The 23,876-nt window shown below is 33.5% G+C and carries 21 protein-coding genes; 20 read left to right on the top strand and 1 reads right to left on the bottom strand.

From position 1 onward, the window contains the following. Positions 1-13: 13 nt before the first annotated feature. The 11 genes from B5S50_RS01930 to B5S50_RS01880 all read left to right on the top strand — a co-directional run bounded on the left by B5S50_RS01930 (position 14) and on the right by B5S50_RS01880 (position 12,624). Entirely contained in the window at positions 14-1,222 is a 1,209-nt protein-coding gene (locus tag B5S50_RS01930; protein WP_217302939.1) for a YgeY family selenium metabolism-linked hydrolase, read from the top strand. Positions 1,223-1,240: 18 nt separating this feature from the next. Beyond that, positions 1,241-2,191, top strand: coding sequence for a carbamate kinase (gene arcC, locus B5S50_RS01925; protein WP_217302938.1), 951 nt, complete (start codon positions 1,241-1,243; stop codon positions 2,189-2,191). A 311-nt stretch (positions 2,192-2,502) separates the two neighbouring features. After that, complete coding sequence (hydA, locus tag B5S50_RS01920) at positions 2,503-3,915, top strand: dihydropyrimidinase (RefSeq protein ID WP_217302937.1); 1,413 nt, start codon at positions 2,503-2,505, stop codon at positions 3,913-3,915. Then, positions 3,899-4,588, top strand: coding sequence for a Crp/Fnr family transcriptional regulator (locus B5S50_RS01915; protein ID WP_217302936.1), 690 nt, complete (start codon positions 3,899-3,901; stop codon positions 4,586-4,588). Before hydA ends, B5S50_RS01915 begins: the two co-directional genes overlap by 17 nt. Before the next feature lie 166 nt (positions 4,589-4,754). Beyond that, the gene (asrA, locus tag B5S50_RS01910; protein ID WP_217302935.1) at positions 4,755-5,756 is read left to right on the top strand and encodes an anaerobic sulfite reductase subunit AsrA; all 1,002 of its coding nucleotides are present in this window, start codon (positions 4,755-4,757) and stop codon (positions 5,754-5,756) included. After that, positions 5,757-6,548: an anaerobic sulfite reductase subunit AsrB gene (gene asrB, locus B5S50_RS01905; RefSeq protein ID WP_065078051.1), complete on the top strand. Its 792-nt coding sequence runs from the start codon at positions 5,757-5,759 to the stop codon at positions 6,546-6,548. 15 nt (positions 6,549-6,563) lie between these two features. Continuing rightward, entirely contained in the window at positions 6,564-7,511 is a 948-nt protein-coding gene (asrC, locus tag B5S50_RS01900; RefSeq protein ID WP_217302934.1) for a sulfite reductase subunit C, read from the top strand. 31 nt (positions 7,512-7,542) lie between these two features. Continuing rightward, positions 7,543-8,835 carry a nitrate/nitrite transporter gene (locus tag B5S50_RS01895; protein ID WP_217302933.1) on the top strand — a complete coding sequence of 431 codons (1,293 nt, stop codon included), beginning with the start codon at positions 7,543-7,545 and terminating at the stop codon, positions 8,833-8,835. Between the two features lie 59 nt (positions 8,836-8,894). Beyond that, the gene (locus B5S50_RS01890; RefSeq protein ID WP_217302932.1) at positions 8,895-10,982 is read left to right on the top strand and encodes a molybdopterin oxidoreductase family protein; all 2,088 of its coding nucleotides are present in this window, start codon (positions 8,895-8,897) and stop codon (positions 10,980-10,982) included. A gap of 5 nt (positions 10,983-10,987) precedes the next feature. Further along, complete coding sequence (locus B5S50_RS01885) at positions 10,988-11,395, top strand: 4Fe-4S dicluster domain-containing protein (RefSeq protein WP_217302931.1); 408 nt, start codon at positions 10,988-10,990, stop codon at positions 11,393-11,395. Positions 11,396-11,400: 5 nt separating this feature from the next. Continuing rightward, complete coding sequence (locus B5S50_RS01880; protein ID WP_065078056.1) at positions 11,401-12,624, top strand: NAD(P)/FAD-dependent oxidoreductase; 1,224 nt, start codon at positions 11,401-11,403, stop codon at positions 12,622-12,624. A 54-nt stretch (positions 12,625-12,678) separates the two neighbouring features. Here B5S50_RS01880 and B5S50_RS01875 read toward each other — a convergent pair whose 3' ends face one another. After that, positions 12,679-13,080: a pyridoxamine 5'-phosphate oxidase family protein gene (locus tag B5S50_RS01875; protein ID WP_065078057.1), complete on the bottom strand. Its 402-nt coding sequence runs from the start codon at positions 13,078-13,080 to the stop codon at positions 12,679-12,681. Positions 13,081-13,326: 246 nt separating this feature from the next. Here B5S50_RS01875 and B5S50_RS01870 point away from each other — a divergent pair, with 246 nt between their 5' ends. The 9 genes from B5S50_RS01870 (at position 13,327) to B5S50_RS01830 (ending at position 23,848) form a co-directional block, all read left to right on the top strand. Then, on the top strand, positions 13,327-14,841 hold the full coding sequence (locus B5S50_RS01870) for a PucR family transcriptional regulator ligand-binding domain-containing protein (protein ID WP_217302930.1): 1,515 nt from the start codon (positions 13,327-13,329) through the stop codon (positions 14,839-14,841). Between the two features lie 174 nt (positions 14,842-15,015). Next, on the top strand, positions 15,016-16,581 hold the full coding sequence (gene istA / locus B5S50_RS01865; RefSeq protein ID WP_217301825.1) for an IS21 family transposase: 1,566 nt from the start codon (positions 15,016-15,018) through the stop codon (positions 16,579-16,581). A 69-nt stretch (positions 16,582-16,650) separates the two neighbouring features. Further along, positions 16,651-17,816, top strand: a protein-coding gene (locus B5S50_RS01860; RefSeq protein ID WP_243121154.1) for an IS3 family transposase whose coding sequence is annotated in 2 segments (ribosomal slippage) — positions 16,651-16,909 and positions 16,909-17,816 — 1,167 coding nt in all. Because the reading frame shifts where the segments join, the coding sequence is not laid out codon by codon here. Positions 17,817-17,821: 5 nt separating this feature from the next. Continuing rightward, positions 17,822-18,625 carry an ATP-binding protein gene (locus tag B5S50_RS01855; protein WP_254306644.1) on the top strand — a complete coding sequence of 268 codons (804 nt, stop codon included), beginning with the start codon at positions 17,822-17,824 and terminating at the stop codon, positions 18,623-18,625. A 113-nt stretch (positions 18,626-18,738) separates the two neighbouring features. Further along, positions 18,739-18,900: a helix-turn-helix domain-containing protein gene (locus B5S50_RS01850; protein WP_217302929.1), complete on the top strand. Its 162-nt coding sequence runs from the start codon at positions 18,739-18,741 to the stop codon at positions 18,898-18,900. Between the two features lie 174 nt (positions 18,901-19,074). Continuing rightward, positions 19,075-20,073 carry a DUF2877 domain-containing protein gene (locus B5S50_RS01845; protein WP_217302928.1) on the top strand — a complete coding sequence of 333 codons (999 nt, stop codon included), beginning with the start codon at positions 19,075-19,077 and terminating at the stop codon, positions 20,071-20,073. Then, complete coding sequence (fdrA, locus tag B5S50_RS01840) at positions 20,033-21,604, top strand: acyl-CoA synthetase FdrA (protein ID WP_217302927.1); 1,572 nt, start codon at positions 20,033-20,035, stop codon at positions 21,602-21,604. Before B5S50_RS01845 ends, fdrA begins: the two co-directional genes overlap by 41 nt. A gap of 22 nt (positions 21,605-21,626) precedes the next feature. Continuing rightward, entirely contained in the window at positions 21,627-23,042 is a 1,416-nt protein-coding gene (locus tag B5S50_RS01835; RefSeq protein WP_217302926.1) for a DUF1116 domain-containing protein, read from the top strand. Between the two features lie 14 nt (positions 23,043-23,056). Further along, positions 23,057-23,848 carry a cyclase family protein gene (locus tag B5S50_RS01830; RefSeq protein WP_065078062.1) on the top strand — a complete coding sequence of 264 codons (792 nt, stop codon included), beginning with the start codon at positions 23,057-23,059 and terminating at the stop codon, positions 23,846-23,848. The last annotated feature ends 28 nt before the right edge of the window (positions 23,849-23,876 follow it).

The following is a 23,876-nucleotide window of genomic DNA, read 5'->3' as shown; positions in this document are numbered from 1 at the left end:
GGGGGAAATTTAGATGGCATTAGATTTGAATAAAGAAAAAATATTGGATATGGCAGAAAAGTATAAACCTGAAATATGTAGATTTTTAAGGGATATGGCTCGAATTCCAAGTGAAAGTTGCGGCGAAGAAAAAGTTATACTGAGAATAAAAGAGGAAATGGAAAAAGTAGGTTTTGACAAAGTAGAAATAGATCCCATGGGCAATGTACTTGGATATATAGGACATGGCAAACACCTTATTGCCATGGATGCCCATATAGATACAGTAGGGATAGGTGATAGAAATCTATGGAAGTATCATCCTTATGAAGGATATGAAGATGATGAGGTTATTTTAGGAAGAGGTGTCACAGACCAGGAGGGAGGAATGGCCTCCATGGTTTATGCAGGTAAGATAATTAAAGATCTTGGACTTGAAGGAGATTATACATTAGTAGTAACAGGTACTGTTCAAGAAGAAGATTGTGATGGTTTATGCTGGCAGTATATAGTCAATGAAGATAAAGTAAAGCCAGAATTTGTAGTTATAACAGAACCAACTTCATTAAATATATATAGAGGACATAGGGGAAGAATGGAGATAAAAGTTACAACCCATGGAATTAGCTGTCATGGTTCTGCACCGGAAAGAGGAGATAATGCAATTTTTAAAATGGCTCCTATATTAAATGAGCTAAAGGATTTAAATGAAAAATTAATCAATGATGAATTTTTAGGAAAGGGTACATTAACCGTATCTGAAATATTCTTTTCATCACCTTCAAGATGTGCCGTAGCAGATGGATGCAGTATTTCTGTTGACAGAAGGCTTACTGCCGGTGAAACCTGGGAGTATGCAATTGAACAGATTAAGAATTTACCTTCGGTTAAGGCTGCAAAGGCTGAAGTTGAAATGTACACTTATGAAAGACCTTCTTATACAGGATTAAAGTATCCAACGGAATGTTTCTTCCCAACCTGGGTACTGCCTGAAGACCATAAAGTATGTCAAAATGTTGTAACTTGCTATAAGGATTTATTTAAGAGTGAGCCAAAGGTAGATAAATGGACATTCTCTACAAATGCAGTTTCCATTATGGGAAGATATAAAATACCATGTATAGGTTTTGGACCAGGTCACGAAGATCAAGCACATGCACCTAATGAAAAGACATGGAAAGATGAATTAGTAAAATGTGCAGCAATGTATGCGCTTATTCCAATATCCTATGTGACTAAATAATTATATGGGGGAATTATAATGGGATTTTGTAAATTGGTTATAGCATTAGGTGGAAATGCACTTCAAGAACCTGGTACGAAAGCTACAGCTGAAGCACAACTAGAAGTAATAAAAAAAACTTGTGAATATATTGCAGACATAAGCTGTAAGGGATATGAGCTTGTAATAGTTCATGGAAATGGTCCTCAAGTGGGAAGAATTTTACTTGCATCGGAAGCAGCTAATAGTGTTACACCATCCATGCCTTTTGACGTATGCAGTGCCATGAGTCAGGGATATATAGGATATCACATTCAGCAGTCACTAAGAAAGGCTTTAGATAAGAGAAACAAGAAAGTGCCAGTGGTAACACTTATAACTCAGGCAGTAGTTGACAAAAATGATCCTGCATTTAAAAACCCAACTAAACCCATAGGTACTTTTTATAGTAAGGAAGAGGCGGAAAAACTTAAGATAGAAAAAGGTTATGTGATGAAAGAAGACTCTGGAAGAGGGTGGAGAAGAGTAGTGGCTTCACCAGTTCCAAAGAGAATAGTTGAACTCCCGGCAATTAAAGTGTTGTGGGATTCTACTATCTGCGTAGCAGCTGGAGGGGGAAGCATTCCTGTTGCCCAAAAGGAAGATGGATCATTAGAAGGTGTTGCGGCAGTCATAGACAAAGATCTTGCAGCTGAAAGGCTTGCGGAAGATGTAAATGCAGATATTCTTATGATACTTACAGAAGTTGAAAAAGTATCACTTAATTTTAAAAAAGCTAATCAAATTGATCTTGGTCACATTACGGTAGCAGAAGCAGAAAAGTATATTGAAGAAGGTCATTTTGCCCCAGGGTCAATGCTCCCAAAAGTAAAAGCAGCAGTGATGTTTGCAAAGTCAAATTCCCGCCACAAGTCAATAATTACTTCACTTTACAAAGGTGAAGATGCCCTTGAAGGTAAGACGGGAACAGTTATTACTTTAGATAGATAATGAATACTCAACTTTTTTAATTAATAGTTAAGAATGAAGAATTAATAGTTAATGTGGATTTTTTTTCGTTACACTACAAAAAATCTTTGATTAAACTTTTCACCATTCGTTTCGCTAAAGCGAAACGTCGTTGACTTATATAAATTGAAAGATTTTTTGCGATAGCTAAAAATCATCCTTCACTATTAATTTTTCATTATTAATTCTTAACTTGCGAAGCTTTGCTTCGCATTATTTTTAAATTGTGAAAGTTAAGTTAATTATACTTTATATTTTTTATGTTAGAATATATAAAAAGGGAGGATTTGCTTATGGGTGTAGTACTTGAAGGTGGGAAAATTGTAACTGCTGTGGATTCTTATTGCTCGGATATAAGAATAGAAGATGAAAGAATTGTTTCAATAGGAAATGATATAAAAAAAAGTGGAGATGAAGTCATATCTGTAAAAGGATGCTATATTTTACCGGGTGGTATAGATACTCATACTCACTTTGATTTGGAAAGTGGTTCTATAGCAACTGCAGATAATTTTGAAACTGGAACAAAAGCGGCTTTAGTTGGAGGTACCACTACAATATTAGATTATGCTACACAAAACAGGGGAGAGACATTAAAAGAAGCCTTAAGAAAGCAGCATAAAAAATCAGATGGAATTTGCTATTGTGATTATGGATTCCACATGGGTATTACGGATTGGAATGATAAGACATCTTGTGAAATGGAAGATATGGTTAGAGAAGGGGTAACTTCATTTAAATTATATATGGCCTATAAAAAAACGCTTCAGGTAGATGATGGTGTAATATTTGAAGCTTTAAAAAGAAGTAAAGAGTTAAAGAGCTTGATAACTTTTCACTGCGAAAATGGCGATATTATAGAATCACTTATAAGTGAAGCTAAATCAAAGGGAAATAGTTCCCCTTATTATCATCCATTGACAAGACCTGCTTTAGTTGAAAAAGAGGCAATTGTAAGGCTTCTTAATATTGCAGAAATTGCAGATGCACCGGTGTATATTGTACATTTAAGTACTAGGGAAGGTTTATTAAGCATTTTAGATGCTAAAAAGAGAGGAATAAAAGTTTATGCTGAGACTTGTCCTCAGTATCTGCTGCTGGACGATTCCTGCTATGGAGATAAAAACAGCGATAATTTTGAGGGAGCAAAATATGTAATATCACCTCCTCTTAGAAAAACATATGATAATGATGCATTGTGGAAGGGGATAAGGTCTAGAGAGATAATGACAATTGGAACAGATCATTGTTCCTTTAATTATAAAGGTCAAAAAGAAGTTGGCATTGATGACTTTAGCAAGATTCCAAATGGGGCTCCAGGTGTAGAACATAGAATTGGACTTATGTATACTTATGGAGTTTTAAAAAACAGGATAAGTATGAATGAAATGGTTGCGCTTACTTCGACTAATGCTGCTAAGTTATTTGGACTTTTTCCACAGAAAGGAACTATTGCAGTGGGCAGTGATGCTGATATTGTAGTATGGGACCCTGTTTTTTCTAAAGCTATTAGTGTTAAAAATCAAATGCAAAATGTAGATTATACTCCTTATGAAGGTTTTGAACAGAAGGGAAGAGTGCTGCATGCTTTTTTGAGAGGAAATAAGGTTATATCTAATGGAAAATTTATTGAAGATAAACCTCTTGGAAAGTATTTGTATAGAAAAACACAGCCAGAAGGTATAAGTTATGACAAAAGTTTCTGATGATGATTTTAGCGGTATTCCCTTATTTGAAAAAGTAAATAGATCTACGTTGAAATTGATGCAAGCAAAGGCTTTTAAGATAAAACTTACTAAAGGTGAAGAATTGTTTTGCGAAAAAGACAAAGTGGATAAAATTTATATTGTTTTAAGTGGAAAAGTGACTATGTATAAGATATCAGAGGACGGACAAAAAAGGGTTGTATATATTTTAGGCAAAGGAGAATTTATAAATGAAGTCATTTTTGACAATTTACCTGCATCCATAAGTTGTGAAGCTTTTGAAGATAGTTATATATTGTATTTTTTTAGAAATGATTTGTTAAAAATAATGGCAGGGGATTTTGAATTTACGCATATTATAATTAATTCTATGGCTAAAAAAATAAGAAGACTCTACAGGCAATTGAAAAACACCGTACCTATAAAAATGGACAAAAAACTTGCAGCAAAACTCTGGAAATTGTCCAGGGACTACGGAGTGGAAACAAAAGAAGGTATAGTTATTGACTTAAATATAAGCATAACATATTTAGCTGAGATGCTTGGTAGTACGAGAGAGACTATTTCACGCTGCATGAACAATTTTGAAAAAAAAGGTATGATAAAATTTCATCACAAAAAGATAATAGTTATGGATCCCAAGGTGCTGTCAATGTATTTTAGGGGAATTTAGTGGAAGGCTGTATTTGCAGAAAACAATGCAAATGCAGTTTTTTATTTTTTGACTATAACGTGATTTACGTCATGTTAAATTTTCTGCATTTATGATATATTAAATATATAACAACGATGGTTACATGCTGTTAGGTTTACAAAAGTTTTAAGGAGGGAATTGACAAATGGGGTTTCAAATTAGTAATAAAGAATTTAATAATTTCTTAAAAAAGCTGCAAAAAGAGTACAAAATCTATGCTCCAGTGAAATTAAAAGGTAAGGGAAGATTTTCGGATACAGATATAGTTAGGTATGCAAAGATAAATACTATTGAAGAAATAATATTTGATGAAAAATCAAACTTTTCACCAAAAGAAGTGATGCTTCCAATAACTAAAACCTTGTTTTATTTTACAGAAGATTCTGTAATGGAACCAAAAGTGGATGACAAAAAGATATTGATATTTTTAAGAAGCTGTGACATCAATGCTGTAAGGAGAGTTGATGAAATTTATTTGAGAAATGGTGTAGAAGATCCTTACTATAAAAAAGTAAGAGATAAAGTAAAATTTGCACTTATGGAATGTGAACACAGCTTTGAAAACTGTTTCTGTGTAAGTATGGGCAGTAATAAGACAGAAAACTATGACTTATTTGTAAAGTATAAGGATGGAAAAGTTTCAGTAAAGTGTAAAGATGAAAGCTTTAAAAATTATTTTGATGGAATGACAGAATGTGATGTAGAACCTAACTTTGTAACAGAAAACGATGTAAAGGTTAAAGTTCCTGAAAATATGGATGTAAGTGTATTTAATGCTCCACTGTGGGAAGAGTATTCCTCACGATGTATTTCTTGTGGAAGATGTAATTTGGTTTGTGGAACATGTACATGTTTTAATATGCAGGACATTTTCTATAAAGACAATAAAAATGTAGGAGAGAGAAGAAGAGTATTGACTTCATGTCAGATTGATGGGTATACGGATATAGCTGGAGGACATAGTTTTAGACAGGATAAAGGACAGAGAATGAGATTTAAAGTTATGCATAAAGTTTATGACTTTAAGAAGAGATTTGGATATAACATGTGTGTTGGATGTGGAAGATGTGATGATGCATGTCCAGAATATATATCTTTTTCAAATTGTGTTAACAAGTTAAATGATACAGTGGGAGAGGTGAAATAAATGGAAAATGTATATTTGCCAAAGGCTAGTAAAATATTAGATATTACAAAACATACGGATATTGATTATACATTTAAAATGGAGTTTAAAGGAACTGTGAAGCCGGGACAATTTTTTGAGGTTTCCATACCTAAATATGGAGAAGCACCTATATCTGTATGTGAAATAGGAGATGGATATATAGGTTTAACTATAAGACGTGTGGGATTAGTTACAGATGTCATTCATACTTTTTTTGTAGGAGATACTCTATTTATGAGGGGACCTTATGGAAACGGTTTTGACTTAGAGACATACAAGGGAAAAGAACTTATTGTAGCTGCAGGAGGAACTGGATTAGCACCGGTAAAAGGTATTATAGATTACTTTGCTGCTAATAGAAATGAAGTTACAAATTTTAATGTTTTAATGGGATTTAAGTCACCAGAGGATATATTGTTTAAAAAGGATATAGAAGAATGGAGAAAAAATGTTGGTGTTACTTTAACAGTGGACAAGGCTGATGAAAGTTATGGTGGAAATGTAGGTTTAATTACTACTTATATTAAAGATTTAACTATAAATAATGTGGAAGAAGCTCAGGTAGTAGTAGTAGGTCCTCCAATAATGCTTAAATTTACTATAGCAGAATTTTTGAAGAGGGGAATTAAAGAGGAAAATGTTTGGGTTTCTTATGAAAGAAAAATGTGCTGTGGTTTAGGAAAATGCGGTCATTGTAAAATGGACGATACATATATTTGCCTTGACGGTCCGGTATTTAATTATGTTAAAGCTAAACTTTTAATGGATTAAAAAAGGAGGACGATTATGGATATTAATACAAAGGTTCTAAAAAAGAATGCATTTAGAGTAACTAAGGAAAGGGGAAAGACGGCCATAAGGATTAGAGTACCAGGTGGATATATCGAAGCAAAATATTTTGAAATAATTCAAAAGGTTGCTGAAGAATATGGAAATGGAACAATTAATATTACTACAAGACAAGGCTTTGAAATACCTGGAATTGATATGAAAAACATTTCTGAGATAAATGAGATGATACAACCTGTTATTGAAGGACTTGAAATAAATCAAGCTGATTCTAAAAATGGATATTCAGCATCAGGAACAAGAAATGTTACTGCTTGTATAGGAAATAAAGTCTGTCCTTTTGCAAATTATGACACCACTGCTTTTGCAAAGAGAATAGAAAAGGTTATATTCCCAAATGACTACCATGTAAAAGTAGCGTTAACGGGATGTCCAAATGATTGTGCAAAAGTAAGAATGCATGATTTTGGAATTATAGGCATGACAGAACCACAGTACGAAAGTTATAGATGTGTGGGCTGTAAAGCTTGTGTTAAAAATTGTAAACTAAGATCTGCAGATGCACTCAAATTTGAAAATTTTAAGGTCTTAAGAGATGATAAAAAGTGTATAGGTTGTGGTGAATGTGTGGACAAATGCCCAATGGGGGCATGGACAAGAAGCAGTAAGAAGTATTTTAAACTGACTATCCTTGGTAGAACGGGAAAGAAAAATCCAAGATTAGGCCAGGATTTCATTAAATGGGTAGATGAAGATAGCATTGTGAAGATAATTTTAAATACCTATGAATATATAGATAAATATATAAACAAAAATGCTCCTGGTGGAAAAGAACATATAGGATATATTGTAGATAGAACAGGGTATCAGGAATTTAAAAAGTGGGCTTTAAAAGATGTACATTTAGACCCTAAAGCTGAAGTTGCTGAAACTATAAATTGGTAAAGCATTTAAATCGCAAATAGGAGGGAAAATAATGGATATTGTAAATGTTAAAGGAAATTCCAAACAAGGATTAACAGGAGCAACCTTAGGTTTTTTTGTAGGATTTGCAGCAGTCGCACTTTATGGTGCTACAGCTGCTGTGTTTAAAAAAAGTTTTATAGATTTGAATCCTATTTTACTAGCACTTCTTATTGCAATACCAAATTTATCAGGATCACTGCTTAGGATTCCATTTGCAGCTTGGGTTGACGTAGATGGAGGAAGAAAACCATTTATTACATTACTTATACTTTCAATAATTGGTATGACGGGACTCTATATAGTTATGGCTTTTTTTAAGCAGGATTTAAGTAACTGCTATTCTTTACTTTTAATATTTGGGGCACTGTCAGGCTGCGGCATAGCTACCTTTTCTGTAGGAGTTAGCCAATCGTCCTATTGGTTTCCACAAAATAAGCAGGGAGTTGCACTTGGCATATATGGTGGAGTGGGAAATCTAGCACCTGGAATATTTACACTTTTGCTTCCAAACGTAGCACTGCCACTTTTAGGATTATCAGGTTCTTATTTAGCCTGGTTGATATTCTTAGTAGCAGGAACTATAGCATATTTTATTATAGGAAAAAATGCTTGGTATTTTCAACTAATTCATGCAGGAGTGGGAAGAGAACAAGCAAAGATGACAGCTTCAAAGAAATATGGTCAGGAACTGTTTCCTAATGACAAAGTGAGTGAAAGTCTTATTATTTCTGCAAAGACATGGAAGACCTGGGCACTTGTTGTAGTGTACTTCACCACATTTGGAGGCTTTTTAGCACTAACTAGCTGGCTTCCAACATATTGGACAACATTTTTTAAGTTGAACTTGAAAACTGCAGGTTTATTAACTGATATCTATTCAATTACTACATCTATTGTAAGAATTTATGGTGGAAAGATAGCAGATAGAGTTGGAGGAGAATCTACATCCATTACAGCACTTTTTATAATGCTTGCAGGTACAATATGCATGTTTATTGCTTCTTCACTGCCTCTAGCTGTTATAGGAATTTTACTTTTAGCTGTAGGAATGGGTGTGACAAATGCTGCTGTATTTAAAATACTTCCTAAAGAAGTTCCTCATGCTATTGGAGGTGCTTCTGGCTGGGTCGGTGGATTGGGAGCTTTTGGAGGCTTTGTTATACCACCTTTAATGGCATCCTTTATAGATAAGACAGGTAAGAGCTTAAGTGGCTATTCTAGAGGGTTTGTAATATTTATAGCACTTGCTTTGATTTCACTTATTATTATAGGTTTGTTGAAATCTACTTCAAAGGGTAAATGATTTTGAAATTTAAATCATGTATTTTTAGTAAAAAATATTGAGAAGTGGAGATGAATTACGTGGAAGTAAAACAATCAACTTGTAATTATTGTGCACTTGGATGTAATCTGGACTTTTATGTTGAAGATAATAAAATAAAGAAAGTACTTCCCACTAAAGGTTATCCGGTAAATGATGGATTTTGCTGCATAAAGGGATTAAATTTAAATAAGCAGTGCAGAAAATTTAAATCCAGTAAGTTACCTCTTTTGAAAGATGAAAGTGGGAAGATGAAAGTAATTTCTTGGGAGGATGCCTTTGAAACTTTTGCTTTCAAAATGAGATCTATTCAAGAAAAATACGGAACTGAAAGTGCAGCGTATTTGAGTACAGGTCAAATAACAACAGAAGAAATGGCTCTCTTGGGATTTATAGGCAGGTCCTGCATGCAAATAAATGGGGATGGAAACACAAGACTTTGTATGGCTACGGCAGCTGTAGCACATAAACAAAGCTTTGGATTTGATGCACCTCCTTATACACTAAAAGATTTTGAAATTTCTGACACTATTATATTAATTGGGGCAAATCCTGTGGTTGCTCACCCTATAATGTGGAGTCATATAAGAAAAAATGAAAAAGCTAGAGTAATAACTATTGATCCTAGAAAATCTGAAACAGCAATTAACTCAAATTTATGGATAGATATCAAGCCAAAATCTGATATTATACTTTTTTATACCCTTGCAAATGTACTTATAGAAAAGAACTGGATTGATAGAGAATATATAGAGAAATATTCAGAAGGCTTTGAAGGATTTAAAGAACACGTGAAAAAGTATACTTTAGAAAATGTAGAAGAAAAAACTGGAATTTCGAGCAAAAGGGTAATGGAATTTGCGGAAATAATTCACAATGGGAAAAGAGTTTCATTTTGGTGGACTATAGGAATAAACCAAGGATATGAGGCAGTTAGAACTGCACAATCAATAATAGACCTTGCAGTTATTACCGGAAACATAGGAAAAGAAGGTACTGGAGCAAATTCAATAACAGGTCAGTGTAATGCTATGGGTTCAAGAATATACAGTAATACTACAGCTTTATATGGAGGCAGAGACTTTGATAATCCAAAGCATAGAGAAGAAATTGCTTCTATTTTAGATGTTCCTTGTGAGATGATACCCAAAAAGCCAACCATACCTTACAATAAAATTATAGATAAAATAAACAGCGGAGAAATTAAGGCATTGTGGGTAATTGGAACAAATCCTAGACATTCCTGGGCAAATAACGAGGAATTTGAAAAAGCAGTTCAAAAATTAGAATTCTTGGTTGTTCAGGATATATATGATGATACGGATACTTCTAAATTATGTGATTTATTTTTACCTTCTGTTTCAGCTCTCAAAAAAGAAGGATTTTTTATAAACACGGAAAGGCGTTTGTCAGCTGTAACTCCAGTGCTCAAAAAAGAAAAAGATGAACTTGCAGATTATGACATATTGCTTGGAATAGGAAAAGCGCTGAAAGTAGGAAAGCATTTAGAAAAGTGGAAAACTCCAAGACATGCTTTTGGGCTTATAAAACAATTTAGTAGTAAAATGCCCTGTGATATAACTGGCATTGACTATGAGATGTTGGTTTCATCAAAAGGAATACAGTGGCCCTTTAAAAAGGGGGATATATTAACTAGTGATGAGAGAAGACTGTTTGAAGATAATAAATATTTTACAGCAGATAAAAAAGTAAAACTAATTTATGCAGATGCAGCTCAAAAACCCTTTACCCAAACAGAGAAATTCCCATATATATTTAATTCAGGTAGGGGAACTGTAGGACAATGGCATACCCAGACTAGAACTAGGGAAATTGAATTTGTAAAAAATAGCTGCTTTACAGATCCTTATGTTTTCATAAACTATAAATTAGCTGAAAAGCTGCATATAAAGGAAAATGAAAAAGTTGTGATTTTATCGGCAAATGGACATAAAAATGAATTTAGAGTTGTACTGACAAGAAATGTAAAAGAAGATCAATTATATGCTCCAATTCACTATATAGAAACAAATTCATTAACTCCATCTATATTTGATCCTTACTCAAAAGAACCTTCTTATAAATATGTGCCTGTAAATATTGAAAAAGTTTCGGAAGTTAGGAGCTGATAATTTTGAAGAGAATAAAGATAGATAGAAGTAAGTGTATTGGATGTCTTACTTGTACTACAGCCTGTATTGTTTCGCATGATTGTGTTGATAACAGAAGTAGGATTACGCTGAGTAGTAAAGGAAAATATGCTCCCATATTTTGCAGGCATTGTGACAAGCCAGAATGTGTATATACGTGTATGACTGGTGCTATGAGAAAAACCCCAGATACCGGTATTGTGGAGTACGATAAAAATCAATGTGCAAGCTGTTTTATGTGTATAATGGCATGTCCTTATGGAGTGCTAAAGGCAGATAGTGAAAACAATAGAGAAATTATGAAATGTGATATGTGCCAGCATACGGAAGGTAAAAGTCCGCAGTGTGTAGCCAGATGTCCTATGCACGCTATTACTTTAGAGGAGGTGTAGTGTATATGACTTACGTTGTAATAGGGGCTTCTGCATCTGGTATAAATGGTGCAAGAACTCTTAGAAAGCTTGAACCTGATGCAGAGATAATATTGATTTCAAAAGATGAATATGTCTATTCCAGATGTATATTACACCATTATATTAGTAATAAAAGAAATATAGATGCACTCAATTTTTCAGAAAAGGATTATTTTAAAAAGTACAATATAAAATGGGTGAGAGGAATTGCAGTAGATAAGCTAAAAGATGAAGAGCATGAAATAGAGCTTTCAGATGGCAGCAGGTTAAATTATGACAAGCTTCTTATAGCAAGTGGAGCAAGTTCTTTCATACCTCCTGTAGAAAATCTTAGAGGAGCAAATAATGTAGTAGGACTTAGAAATTTGGAAGATGCACAAAAAATAAAGGATGCAGCTAAAAAAGTAAAAAATGTAGTTGTACTTGGAGCAGGTCTTATAGGAATTGATGCAATTACAGGGCTTTTAGGTTATGGATTGAATATTTCAGTTGTAGAAATGAACGACAGGATTTTAGCAGTTCAGCTTGATAAATATGCAGCAGGCAGATATGAAGATTTATTTAGAAAAAATGGAGTGAATTTAAAGCTGGGAGTTAAAGCAGAGAAGCTTTTAGTTGATGAAGCTAATAATCCTAAAGAATTGCTTCTAAATACAGGTGAAATAATTCCTTGTGAGTTTGTAGTTGTATCAGCAGGAGTTAGAGCAAATACCGCCTTTTTACAAGGGAGTAATGTGGAATTTGACAAGTTTGGCCTTATCATTGATGAAAGAGGGCAGACAAATATAGAGGATGTGTATGGTGCAGGTGATGTAACTGGAAGAAATCCAATTTGGCCTACAGCTGTTAAGGAAGGAATTGTAGCAGCTAGTAATATGGCAGGAAAAAAACTTTTAATGACAGATTTCTTTGGAAGTAAAAATACCATGAACTTTTTAGGACTAGCAACTATGTCTCTGGGAAATGTATCAGCTCCAGATGAAAGCTATAAAGAAGAAATAGAAACTAAAGATGGTAATTACAAAAAAGTAATACATAAAGATGGCATAATATATGGCGCCATAATCCAAGGGGATTTATCTTATGCAGGTATATTGACTCAACTTATTAGGAGAAAAATAAATATTTCAGCTGTTAAGAAATCCATTTTTGAAATAGATTATTCAGACTTTTTTAATATAAATGAAAATTTAGAGTATACTTTTTAAAAAGTATACTCTAAATTTTTATTATGGATTAGATGTATAAAATAAAGTTTTTTATTAAAAATTTATTTCCTTTGGAGGCTGGCCGGAAAAATCTGATATGGTTGCCTTAGCATGTTCAATATAAAATACTTCAAAAATAGGATTGTCTGCAGTTGTATACATTTTCTTCAATCCTTCATTTTCGTTAAGTATTTTTTCTTTATATCGCATATCTTTTGTGAAAACCACTTTGCCAGATAATCTAACTGTTATCATATCCTTTGAAGTAGTAGTAAATTCAGCAAAAGGAGTTGATTGCAATTGCTTATATACGTCTTTATTATTGGCTGTACAAAAATAAAATTTCTGATTTTCTTCAAATTGAAACATCCAAGGTCTTACACGAGGCTTTCCATCTTCTACAGTTGCGAAAGCACCTGTTTTATTTTCATTTAATAGTTGAACAACAGTTTTCATTATAAACCCTCCTAATATTTAATTATCTAAATAATTTGAGCTAATTACAATAATAGTATAAATAAACAATTTATTCAAGCTATAAATATAATTCATATTATGTATTCTATCGGAATAGTATCAATAAAAAGGCAAAAATGAATGGAATAGTACAATATTATTTGAAGCTGCAAAGGGAGCTTGTTTTCGAATCTGGAGTAAATTAATATTAATCATTTAATAAATATTAGAAAGGAATGTGATGTTATGTACCGCTATGTAGGAATTTCCTTAGAAAAACTATTAGAAATTGATATTCTTAAGGATGCAAGAATTTTAGCTGGAGCAAAAGGAATGACAAATAGGATTACAAAAGTAAATGTAATGGAAGTTCCAGATATTATAGAATGGGTTGGGGAAGGTGAGTTTTTAATCACTGCAGCTTATCCAATAAAAGATAACATTAAAGTTCTTCTTGAACTTATTCCTAAATTAAATGAAAAAGGGGTATCTGGTCTTGGAATTAAGTTAGGTAGATATATAAACATATTACCACAGAATATTATAAAAATAGCAGACGATCTAGGATTCCCCATTATTAAAATACCATTTTCTGTTTCACATACAGATGTAATATCAGCAGTACTAACAGAGGTTGTAAATGATCAGATGAATAGTTTTTTTAAAATAGATCACTTTAACAAAGAAGTTATGAATATGATGGCAAATGGTGGAAGCTTAAAGGAAATTACAAAGAAACTTTATGATAATATAGGCAATTCATTGGCTATATATGAAAGCATGAATGACAGATATGAAATTATGTGTGATCAGGAGCTAGATAAAAAAATACTTGATAAGCTGATAAATGAAAATACAAATCAAAAATATATAGAAAGGGGTAATGATACTGATTGTGCATATAAATCATGTACAGATAACATTAAGGGAAGGAACATTAAACGAGTAACCATTCCAATTATTATAGAAAGAGTTGAATATGGGTGTATTTTTATATGGCTTGATAAAAAAGAATTAACACCAGTAGATAATATGCTTATCGATTCATATGTGCATATTATAGCCTTGGATTTTGTTAAAAAAATTTCTTTATATAAAATGGAAAGTCATTATAAGTTGGAGTTTTTTGATGACTTACTTTGCGATGATGCACAGAGACAAGAAAGGGCAATTGAAAGATCAAAAACTTTTAATTTTCGTAAGGAACTAAAACATACTGTGATTATTATTCGTGTAAAAGGTTTATATACAGAAACAAAATTAGATAAAGCAAATTATTCACAAGGTATAATAAGAAGTTTATTATTTATCATAGCAAGAGTGTCAAAAATTTATAACGAAAAAATAGTATGTGTTGAAAAAAGTGATAGAATAATAATTTTATTTGGTAGTGAAAAAGAGAAAAGTATTAAATTGATAAAGGAAGATATAATTGATTTTAGCGAAAAATTATTAAAAGAAGCTTTGAAAAAGTTTAAAGTTAACCAAATAACAATTGGCATAGGTCGCTCTTATGAAGACATTGTGCATCTTTGGGAAAGCTATGAACAAGCTAAACTTATTGTTGAAAACCTAAGTAAAATTAATACTGGAAACATAATTAATTATGATGATTTGGGAATATATAGATTGCTTTCCTTTAATGGACTAAAAGGTGAGCTTAAAAGTTTTTACATGGATACAGTAAAACCACTTATTGAATATGATAAATTAAACAACACTGAATTAGTAAAAACGTTGGAAGCTTATTTCGAGTGTTGATTATTTCGCGTTCACGGAGCCATCAATACGCAATTGAGAGCCACCTATTCGCATAATGATTCCACTCTGTTTTTTATAAGGTCATTCGTGGAATGATTCCACTTATTCATAAATCTTCTGTACAATAAATATGGAGCTAAAAGCTACCTAATTTTACAGAAGGGAGGCCTTTTTATGGCCAATAAAATCAAAGTGAAGCTCATCCTAGAGCTTCGAGCAGCACGTATGTCACGTAACACAATTGCAGCTACCAGGCATATGTCTAAAAACTCTGTTAGTGATGTGTTTCACATCGCTGATTCTCTCGGCATTACCTTCGATACTGTCAAAGACATGGATGAGGAAATCGTATATCGGATTTTCTATCCGGATAAGCATGTCATCGAAAATATGTATAGGAATCCTGATTATGAGTATGTTCACAAAGAATTGAAGAAAGTTGGTGTTACATTAAAACTGCTTTGGCAGGAATACTGTGATAAATGTAATAGCTCCAACGAAATCTCTATGGGCTACACTAAATTCTGCGAGGGATACAGTGATTATACGATTGCAAACAAACTGACTAATCATCTGGATCACAAGCCAGGTGTCATCACAGAAGTAGACTGGTCAGGACCAGGGATGTCTTATGTTGATGCTACAACAGGTGAAGTGATTACCGTATATCTGTTTGTTGCTACACTTCCATATAGCCAGTATTCATATGTAGAGCCCTGTCTTGATATGAAGCAGGACACATGGCTTAGATGTCATATTCACATGTATGAATTCTTTGGTGGTGTCACCATCCGTACTGTTTGCGATAATCTCAAAACTGGTGTTATATCCCATCCTAAAGAAGGCGATATCATACTTAACGACAATTATGAGGCACTTGGTTCTCATTACATGACAGCAATCATGCCAACCGGAGTCAGAAAACCTAAACAGAAAGCATCAGTAGAAGGTACTGTTGGAAAGGTAGCAACTGCCATCATTGCTAAACTTCGTAATAAGCTCTATTACTCATTTCATGAATTAAAGATGGGTGTCTCAAATGCCCTTACGGACTTTAATAACCAAAAGTTCCAAAAACGTGAGGGAAGCCGAAAGGCAGTTTTTGAAGAAGAAAAGAGTTATCTTCATAATCTTCCAATCATCCCATATGAAATCGCTGAATGGATTTATGGCAGAAAAGTAAATCTTGACTGTCACGTGGTCTATAACAAGAATCGATATTCCTGCCCTTATCAATATGTTGGTAAAACAGCAGACCTAAAAGTTACCGATTCTAACTTGGAAATATATATATCAAGGGAACGTGTTGCTACCCATACAAAGTTTCCTGATTATGTAATCAATCGTTATTCAACACACGCTGAAGACATGCCTGATCAGTTCCAACAACCTGAATGGGATAATACACGAATCAGACGACGGGCTTATTCTATCGGAAGCAGTACCGGTGAGGTTATTGATAGGATATTTGCTGGAGTAAAAATAAAAGAACAGGGATACAACCCATCCCTGTCCGTTTTACGCTTGAGCAAAACCTATTCAGAAGCCCGTCTGGAAACTGCCTGCGAGTTGGCACTAACTAGAGTCAAAACGCCCCGCTATCATCATGTTAAATCTATTCTTGCTACTAATCAAGACCAGATTTATCTAGAAAATAAAAATGCATCCGTAAAACCCAAGAAAAATACAGGTGGATATGTACGTGGTGCAGAGTATTACGGAGGTAGCAGTAATGATTAATGACCCTTACCCACTTTGATAGACACGAGGAACTCGTGTTATATTAAAAGTGAAAGGAATGGTAGGGTTATGAAAAAACAATATAGTGCAGAATTTAAAATTGAAGCAATAAAAAGATTAGAGAAATCTGGAGAATCATTAAATAAGATAGCAACAGAATTAGGAGTAAGACCAACAACAATGCATGGATGGGTAAAGAAGTATAGAGAATCACCTGATACACCTTTTCCTGGCAGTGGACATCTTAAGCCTGAAGATGAGAAATTAAGAAGATTAGAAAAAGAAATTAGAGATCTTAAAGAAGAAAATGAAATATTAAAAAAAGCGGCAGCCTACTTCGCCAAGAACCTAAAATAAAGAGGTTTGAGTTTATCAAGGCTAGTTGCCATAAATATAGAATAGCGAAGCTGTGCAAGGTTTTAAGCGTGTCAAGAAGCAGTTACTATGCATGGGATAAAAGACCTGAAAGTCAAAGATCAAAGGAAAATAAACAGTTATTAGAACAAATTCAAACAATCCACAAAGAAAATAGAAATGTATTCGGTTCTGTTAAAATTACTAAAATAGTAAATATGAAAAATGATAAACCTATTAATCATAAAAGAGTAGAACGTATCATGAATCAGAATGGCATAAAATCAAGGGTTTCAAAGAAATTTAAGGCTACTACTAATTCAAATCATAAACTTCCAGTAGCAAAAAATATTCTTAATCGAGATTTTACTGTGGATAAACCTAATGAAAAAATGGTCAGTGATATTACATATCTGTGGACAAATGAAGGATGGCTTTATATAGCAGCAGTAATGGATTTGTGTGGACAAAAAATAGTTGGTTTATCTATGAATGAAAGAATGACAAAAGAATTAGTAATCAACGCATTAAATGACGCATATCAACGTGCAGGAAGACCAACTGGTGTTATTCTACATTCGGACAGAGGGTCACAATATTGCTCAAATGATTACCAAAATTTAATAAATAAGTATGGATTTATATGCAGTATGTCTCGTAAAGGTAACTGCTGGGATAATGCTCCTATGGAATCATTCTGGGGTAAAATGAAATGTGAATGGCTTTATGGGAATCACTTTAAAACACGTGAAGAAGCTCGTGCTGCTGTATTTGAATATGTTGAGATATTTTATAATAGGCAAAGAATACATGCTTCTAATGGTTATGTAACGCCTGAAAAATATTATAACAATTCAAATAAAAAATCAAAAGCAGCATAAAAATTATGATAATCTACGAAATAAAGAGATATTACGAGTTTAAGATGTCTATTTTATTGGGGAAAGGTCATAACGATGAAACAAAACGAAAACTGCGTGAACTGAATCTTAGTGAACTCATTACTGCATTGGAAATACAGCAGCGAGACATCAACTGTGTCACTCTGCAATTTGATGAACGCATACAAAGGCTGATGGATTATCTTTACCAGGAGAAATATAACAGTAAGATTCAGCGACTTATGAAGCTTTCAAAGTTCAGGCTTCCCAAAGCCGAAGTAAATGATATCTATTATTCAGAACGTGGTATTGAAAAGCAGGTGATTCAAGAATTGTCCACATGCCAGTTCATTGGAAACAATTCAAATGTCATTTTTCAAGGCTTTACCGGTTCTGGCAAAACATATCTTGCATGTGCACTTGGAAGGCAAGCCTGCAAATATCAGATCAAAACTAGGTATATAAGACTTCCAGACTTATTAGTAGAGCATGATGAGGCTTCTCTAGTCACTAAGGGCTCAGCAAAACTACTTAAGAAGTATAGCTGTTATGGATTGCTAATTTTGGATGAATGGCTACTTGAAGATATCTCTGAAGAAGAACAGCATTTCATCTTCGAACTGATTGAACGCAGACACGATTCAACATCTACTATCTTCTGCACGCAATACCGTCAGGAAGACTGGCATTCAAGACTTGGTGGTGGTGTTCATGCTGATGCCATCATGGACAGAATAGTACATAATGCAATCTGGGTTGAAACAGGATCCCTGAACATGCGTGAGTACTGTGCTAAACACAAGCTATAATTTCAAGTGGATTCATTCCGTGAATTGCTGGATTCAAGACGGATTATTACTGGTACGGAGCTATGCTCCGTACTGGATTCTTTTCCGCGAAATAATCAGAGTGTAATGGCAACATGAAAAAAATATCGCAAAAAATGTACATGCATTATAACACTATTATATATAGGCTGCAAAAAATACAAGATATTACAGGGATTGATTTAGATAATTGTGAAAGCAGACTAAATCTTGAGGTTGGTCTAAAAGCTATGAATTTAATTAAATATAGAGAATAAACTTCAAATACGAAATTTTATTTTAACTAGAAGTTGGGACCAATAAAGGGATTAAGGAGTATGTATGTTAAAGGTATACAAATATGTATCTCAATATTTAGAATATTTACATAAAGACATTATAAAACAAATAAGGTAATATATACATAAGATAGAAATAAGGGATTGGTTATATTGAAAGCATCGTTTATATGTGAAAATCTACTAAAAGCTATAGCAGCGGAAGAAATAGTACAGGGTCGAGTCCATTCTGTTTTTAAAAATGCTTGTAATATTGAGGCATCTGGTAATTTTATTACGTTATTAAGTAATAAGAAAAATATGGCGCCCATGAGTATTCTTATAGATAGCAGTAGGAAATTTGACTTCAAGAAACTTAACATAACTCAAAATTTATATTTCAATTTTAATGTAAATGGTATCTATTGTAGTGAAAGAAATTTATTTATAAGATTGGATGAAGCCCAAAAGTGGTCTCCTCGTGTATCCATAAGATCTTCAAATATAACTGAAAAAGAGCTAGCTAACAATATAAAAATAATGGAAATTGGACTAAATACACATGGCAAACTTTATGGTATAGGTCCATTGGTAAACATGATAAATGATGAGTTGCCAAATCTCAAATTATTTTCTTTTGAAATTCATTCTATTGATGAAAGCTTTAAATTTATTAAAAGCAGGTTTTTGAAATTAATTCGAGCATTAGAAATATTAGACATTGATGAGATAGCTCAAATAGGAGGAAGTATTATTGGTTTTGGATCAGGACTTACCCCTGCAGTGGATGATTTCATAAGTGGTCTTATGATTTGCTTTATTTATCTTGGATATTACTACAAACTGGATATTTCCCTAATACATGAATTTAATAGCAAAATGATAAGCGAAGGCATAAATAAAACAACGAAGGTAAGTTCTGAAATGTTAAAGCACTCATCTATTGGAGAGACAAATCAAGCTGTAAGAGAACTTATGGAATCAATATTATATTATCATGATGAAGAAAAAATTAATAAAGCTATATTAAACATCATTAGTTATGGCGAAACTTCTGGAACAGATACAGCTTTGGGAATTTATGTAGGTTGTAAATTTCTGACCACTATAAAGTATAGGAGGGTTTACGAAAATGAAGTTCTGTGTAGATATCAGGAAAAACACATATTATGATTCTGTTGCGCTAATGGTAATTACTAAAGAAATTAAGAAGCTGCCCTATGTTAAAGAAATAATTGTGGGTATGGGAACAGATCTTAACAAAGAACTATCTGAGAATTTAAATTTAAGTAATGACGAAATAAGAAATCTTACACCAAATGATTTCTTTATTGCAGCTTATGTGTCAGATGAAGAAGAAAATCCAACTAAAAGTATTGTAAATAAAGTAAATGAGCTTTTAAATTCAAAAGAAGAAGAATCTGAAAGTGAAAACGAATACAAACCTAATACTTTTAATGCTGCACTTAAGCATATGAAAGATGCAAATATGGCAATTATTTCATTACCAGGAAAGTATGCAGCAGATGAGGCAAGAAAAGCTCTTAAAAATGGACTTAACGTTATGTTGTTTAGTGACAACGTAACTGTTGAAGATGAAATAGAACTAAAGAAGATGGGTAGAAGTAAAGGACTTCTTGTAATGGGACCAGATTGTGGAACCGCTATAATTAATCATGTTCCACTATGCTTTGCTAATGTTGTTAGAAAAGGTGATATAGGAATTGTTGGAGCATCAGGGACAGGTACTCAGGAAGTTACAGTTCTTATTGACAAATTAGGTGCTGGAATATCTCAGGCAATTGGTACTGGAGGAAGAGATTTAAAAAGCAGCGTTGGCGGAATTATGATGATTGAAGGATTTAAGGCACTGATTGAAGATCCAGATACAAAAGTAATAGTTTTAGTTTCAAAACCACCAGCTCCTGAAGTAGCTAAAAACATATTAGACACGGTAGCAAGTACAAATAAACCAATAGTTGTAGATTTTATAGGCGGAGATAGGAAAGCAATTGAAGACAGTGGAGCTTATGCTTGTGTAAGTTTGGAAGATGCGGCATATAAGGCAGTAGCACTTTCTAAGGGCAATCCTGTTTGTGACTATACCTCCTTTACACAGCCAATAGAAGAAATAGACAAATCAGTTGAGCAAGAAGCTGCTAAATTTGACAGTAAACAAAAATATATAAGGGCATTATATACAGGTGGGACTTTAGCTGATGAGGCTATGAAGTTACTTGGCAAAGAGGAATTTGATATATATTCAAATATTCCGCTTAAGAAAGAACTTAGACTTAAAAATATATTAAAAAGTGAAAAAAATACTTGCATTGATTTAGGAGACGATGATTTTACTGTTGGCAAACCTCATCCAATGATTGATCCAATGGGAAGAGTGGAAAGGTTACCTCAGGAGGCAGAAGACGAGGAAGTAGCAATAATTCTGATGGACTTTGTAATAGGCTATGGCTGTCATGCTGATCCAGCAGGAGAGATGTTACCTGGAATTATTGATGCAAAGAAGAACATGGAAAATAAGGGCAAATACCTTTGTGTAGTTGGTTATATTTGTGGAACAGAGAATGATCCACAAAATTACAAAGCTCAAAAAGAAAAACTAGAACAAGCTGGGGTTATACTTATGCCATCCAACGCACAAGCCGTTAGATATTGTGCAAGGTTGATGAAAAAAATAAATAAATAGTAAATGAAGGGAAGTGATTGGTTTGACTGCAGTAAATGAATTATTTAACAAAAATATTAAGGTCATTAACTTAGGATTAGAATCTTTCTGTAAAGATTTGAAAGATCAACATGTACCATGTATTCATGTTAATTGGAGACCACCAAGTGAAGCAAGCAAAGGACTTTCTCTTTTAGAAGACGAAGGTATAGCATCTAAAATTGAAAAAGCTAATGAAGAAGCAATAGATAGACTTCTAGCTGCAAAACCAATACTTATTGGAGTAGGTCAAGCTGGGAAAGTAATACCAGGGATGACGAAAAAAACAATTCTTCATGCAGGACCGCCAATAGCATGGGATAAAATGAGCGAACCAGTTAAGGGAGCTATAGTTGGTGGACTAATTTACGAAAAGTTGGCATCAAATGAAGAAGAAGCAATTAAATTGGCATCTTCCGGAGAGATAACATATGATTGCTGTCATCACCATTCAACAGTTGGTCCAATGGCAGGTGTGGTTACGTATTCGATGCCAGTTTGGATTTTAAAAAATAAAACTTTTGGTAATTACGCATATTCCACATTTAATGAGGGATTAGGCAAAGTATTAAGATTCGGAGCATATAGTAGTGAAGTTATAGATAGATTAAATTGGATGCAAAACTCACTTGCACCAGTACTAAAAGCAGCTTTAGAGATAAAAGGAAGTATAGATTTAAAAACAATAATAGCACAGTTCCTTCAGATGGGTGATGAAGGTCATAATAGAAATAAAGCTGCAACGTCACTTTTGTTTAGAGAACTTGCACCAGCAATTGTAAAAACTAAATTTTCAGATGAACATAAAGCAGCTGTCTTAACATTTATTGATAAAAATGATCATTTCTTTTTAAATATTTCCATGCCGGCTTGTAAATGTAGTTTAGATCCATTAGAAGATATTGAATATTGTACAATACTTACAGCAATGTCCAGAAATGGTACTGATTTTGGAATTAGAGTGGCTGGGACAGGTAAGAAATGGTTTACAGCTCCTTGTGAAATGGTACGAGGGTTATATTTCCCAGGTTTTGATGAAAGCGATGCTAATCCTGATCTTGGAGATAGTTGTATAACTGAAACAGCTGGAATTGGTGGTTTTGCCATGGCAACAGCACCAGCAATTGTTAAATTTGTAGGAGGAACGCCAAAAGATGCAATTAATTATACAACCACTATGTATGAGATAACTTATGCAGAAAATAATGCATACAAGATACCAAATATTAACTTCAGAGGCACACCTACTGGAATAGACATGAGGAAAGTCATAGAAACAAGAATACTGCCTGTAATAAATACTGGAATTGCCTGCAATAGAGCGGGAGTAGGACAGATTGGAGCGGGAGTAGTCAATCCGCCAATGAAGTGCTTTGAAGATGCACTTAAGTCGTTTATTAAAAAATATAATTTAAAATAAATGGAGGGTATATTATGAACATTATTGATTCTTTCAAAAATGTACAGATGTATGATTTAACTCAAAAAATTAGCCATTTAACGCCACCATGGCCAACTTATGAACCACTGCAAATCAAGTTTTTCAAAAGACTTTCATCAAATGGTGCAAATGGCCAGGTATTAACTCATTCTAATCATGTAGGCACTCATCTTGATGGTTCGCTGCATTTTTGTACTCATGGAAGAGACATTTCATCTATTCCACTTGAAGAATTAGTAGCACCAGGAGTTGTTGTTGATATTTCTGATATAGCAGAAGACTACGGAATATATACCTCAAAAGATATTATGCAAAGAGCGGATGTTAGAAAAGGTGACATACTAATAATCCATACTGGTTATCACAAATATGCATGGGATGAGCCAGAAGCTGATGAAGAAAGAGTAATGATGAGACATCCAGGTCCAACAAAAGAATTCTCAAAATGGTGCAGGAAAATGGAATTCAAATGGCTGGGAGTTGATTGTGGTTCTGCAGATCACCCGATGAATACAAAAATTCGTGAATGGGCTCCAAAAGAAGCTAAGAAGGCAGAAAAATATTTGAGAGCCAAATATGGTAAGGGAATTGCAGATTTTTGGCCTGATGAAGACTATCAGTTAATGCACTATGATTTGTTCCCTTATAATATCGTACATGCTGAAAATTTAGGCGGAGATATTGATAAGGTATTGGGAAAGAGATTAGTAATAGGATGCTTCCCATGGAGATTTGTAGGTGGAGAATCCTGCATATGCCGTATAGTTGCATTTGATGCTAAATAACTAAATTAGAAATACAAAAACAAAAATT

The organism is Clostridium sp. 001 (genome assembly GCF_019056555.1).
GTDB lineage: Bacteria > Bacillota > Clostridia > Clostridiales > Clostridiaceae > Clostridium_B > Clostridium_B ragsdalei.
This window is presented reverse-complemented; position numbering and strand designations above follow the sequence as displayed.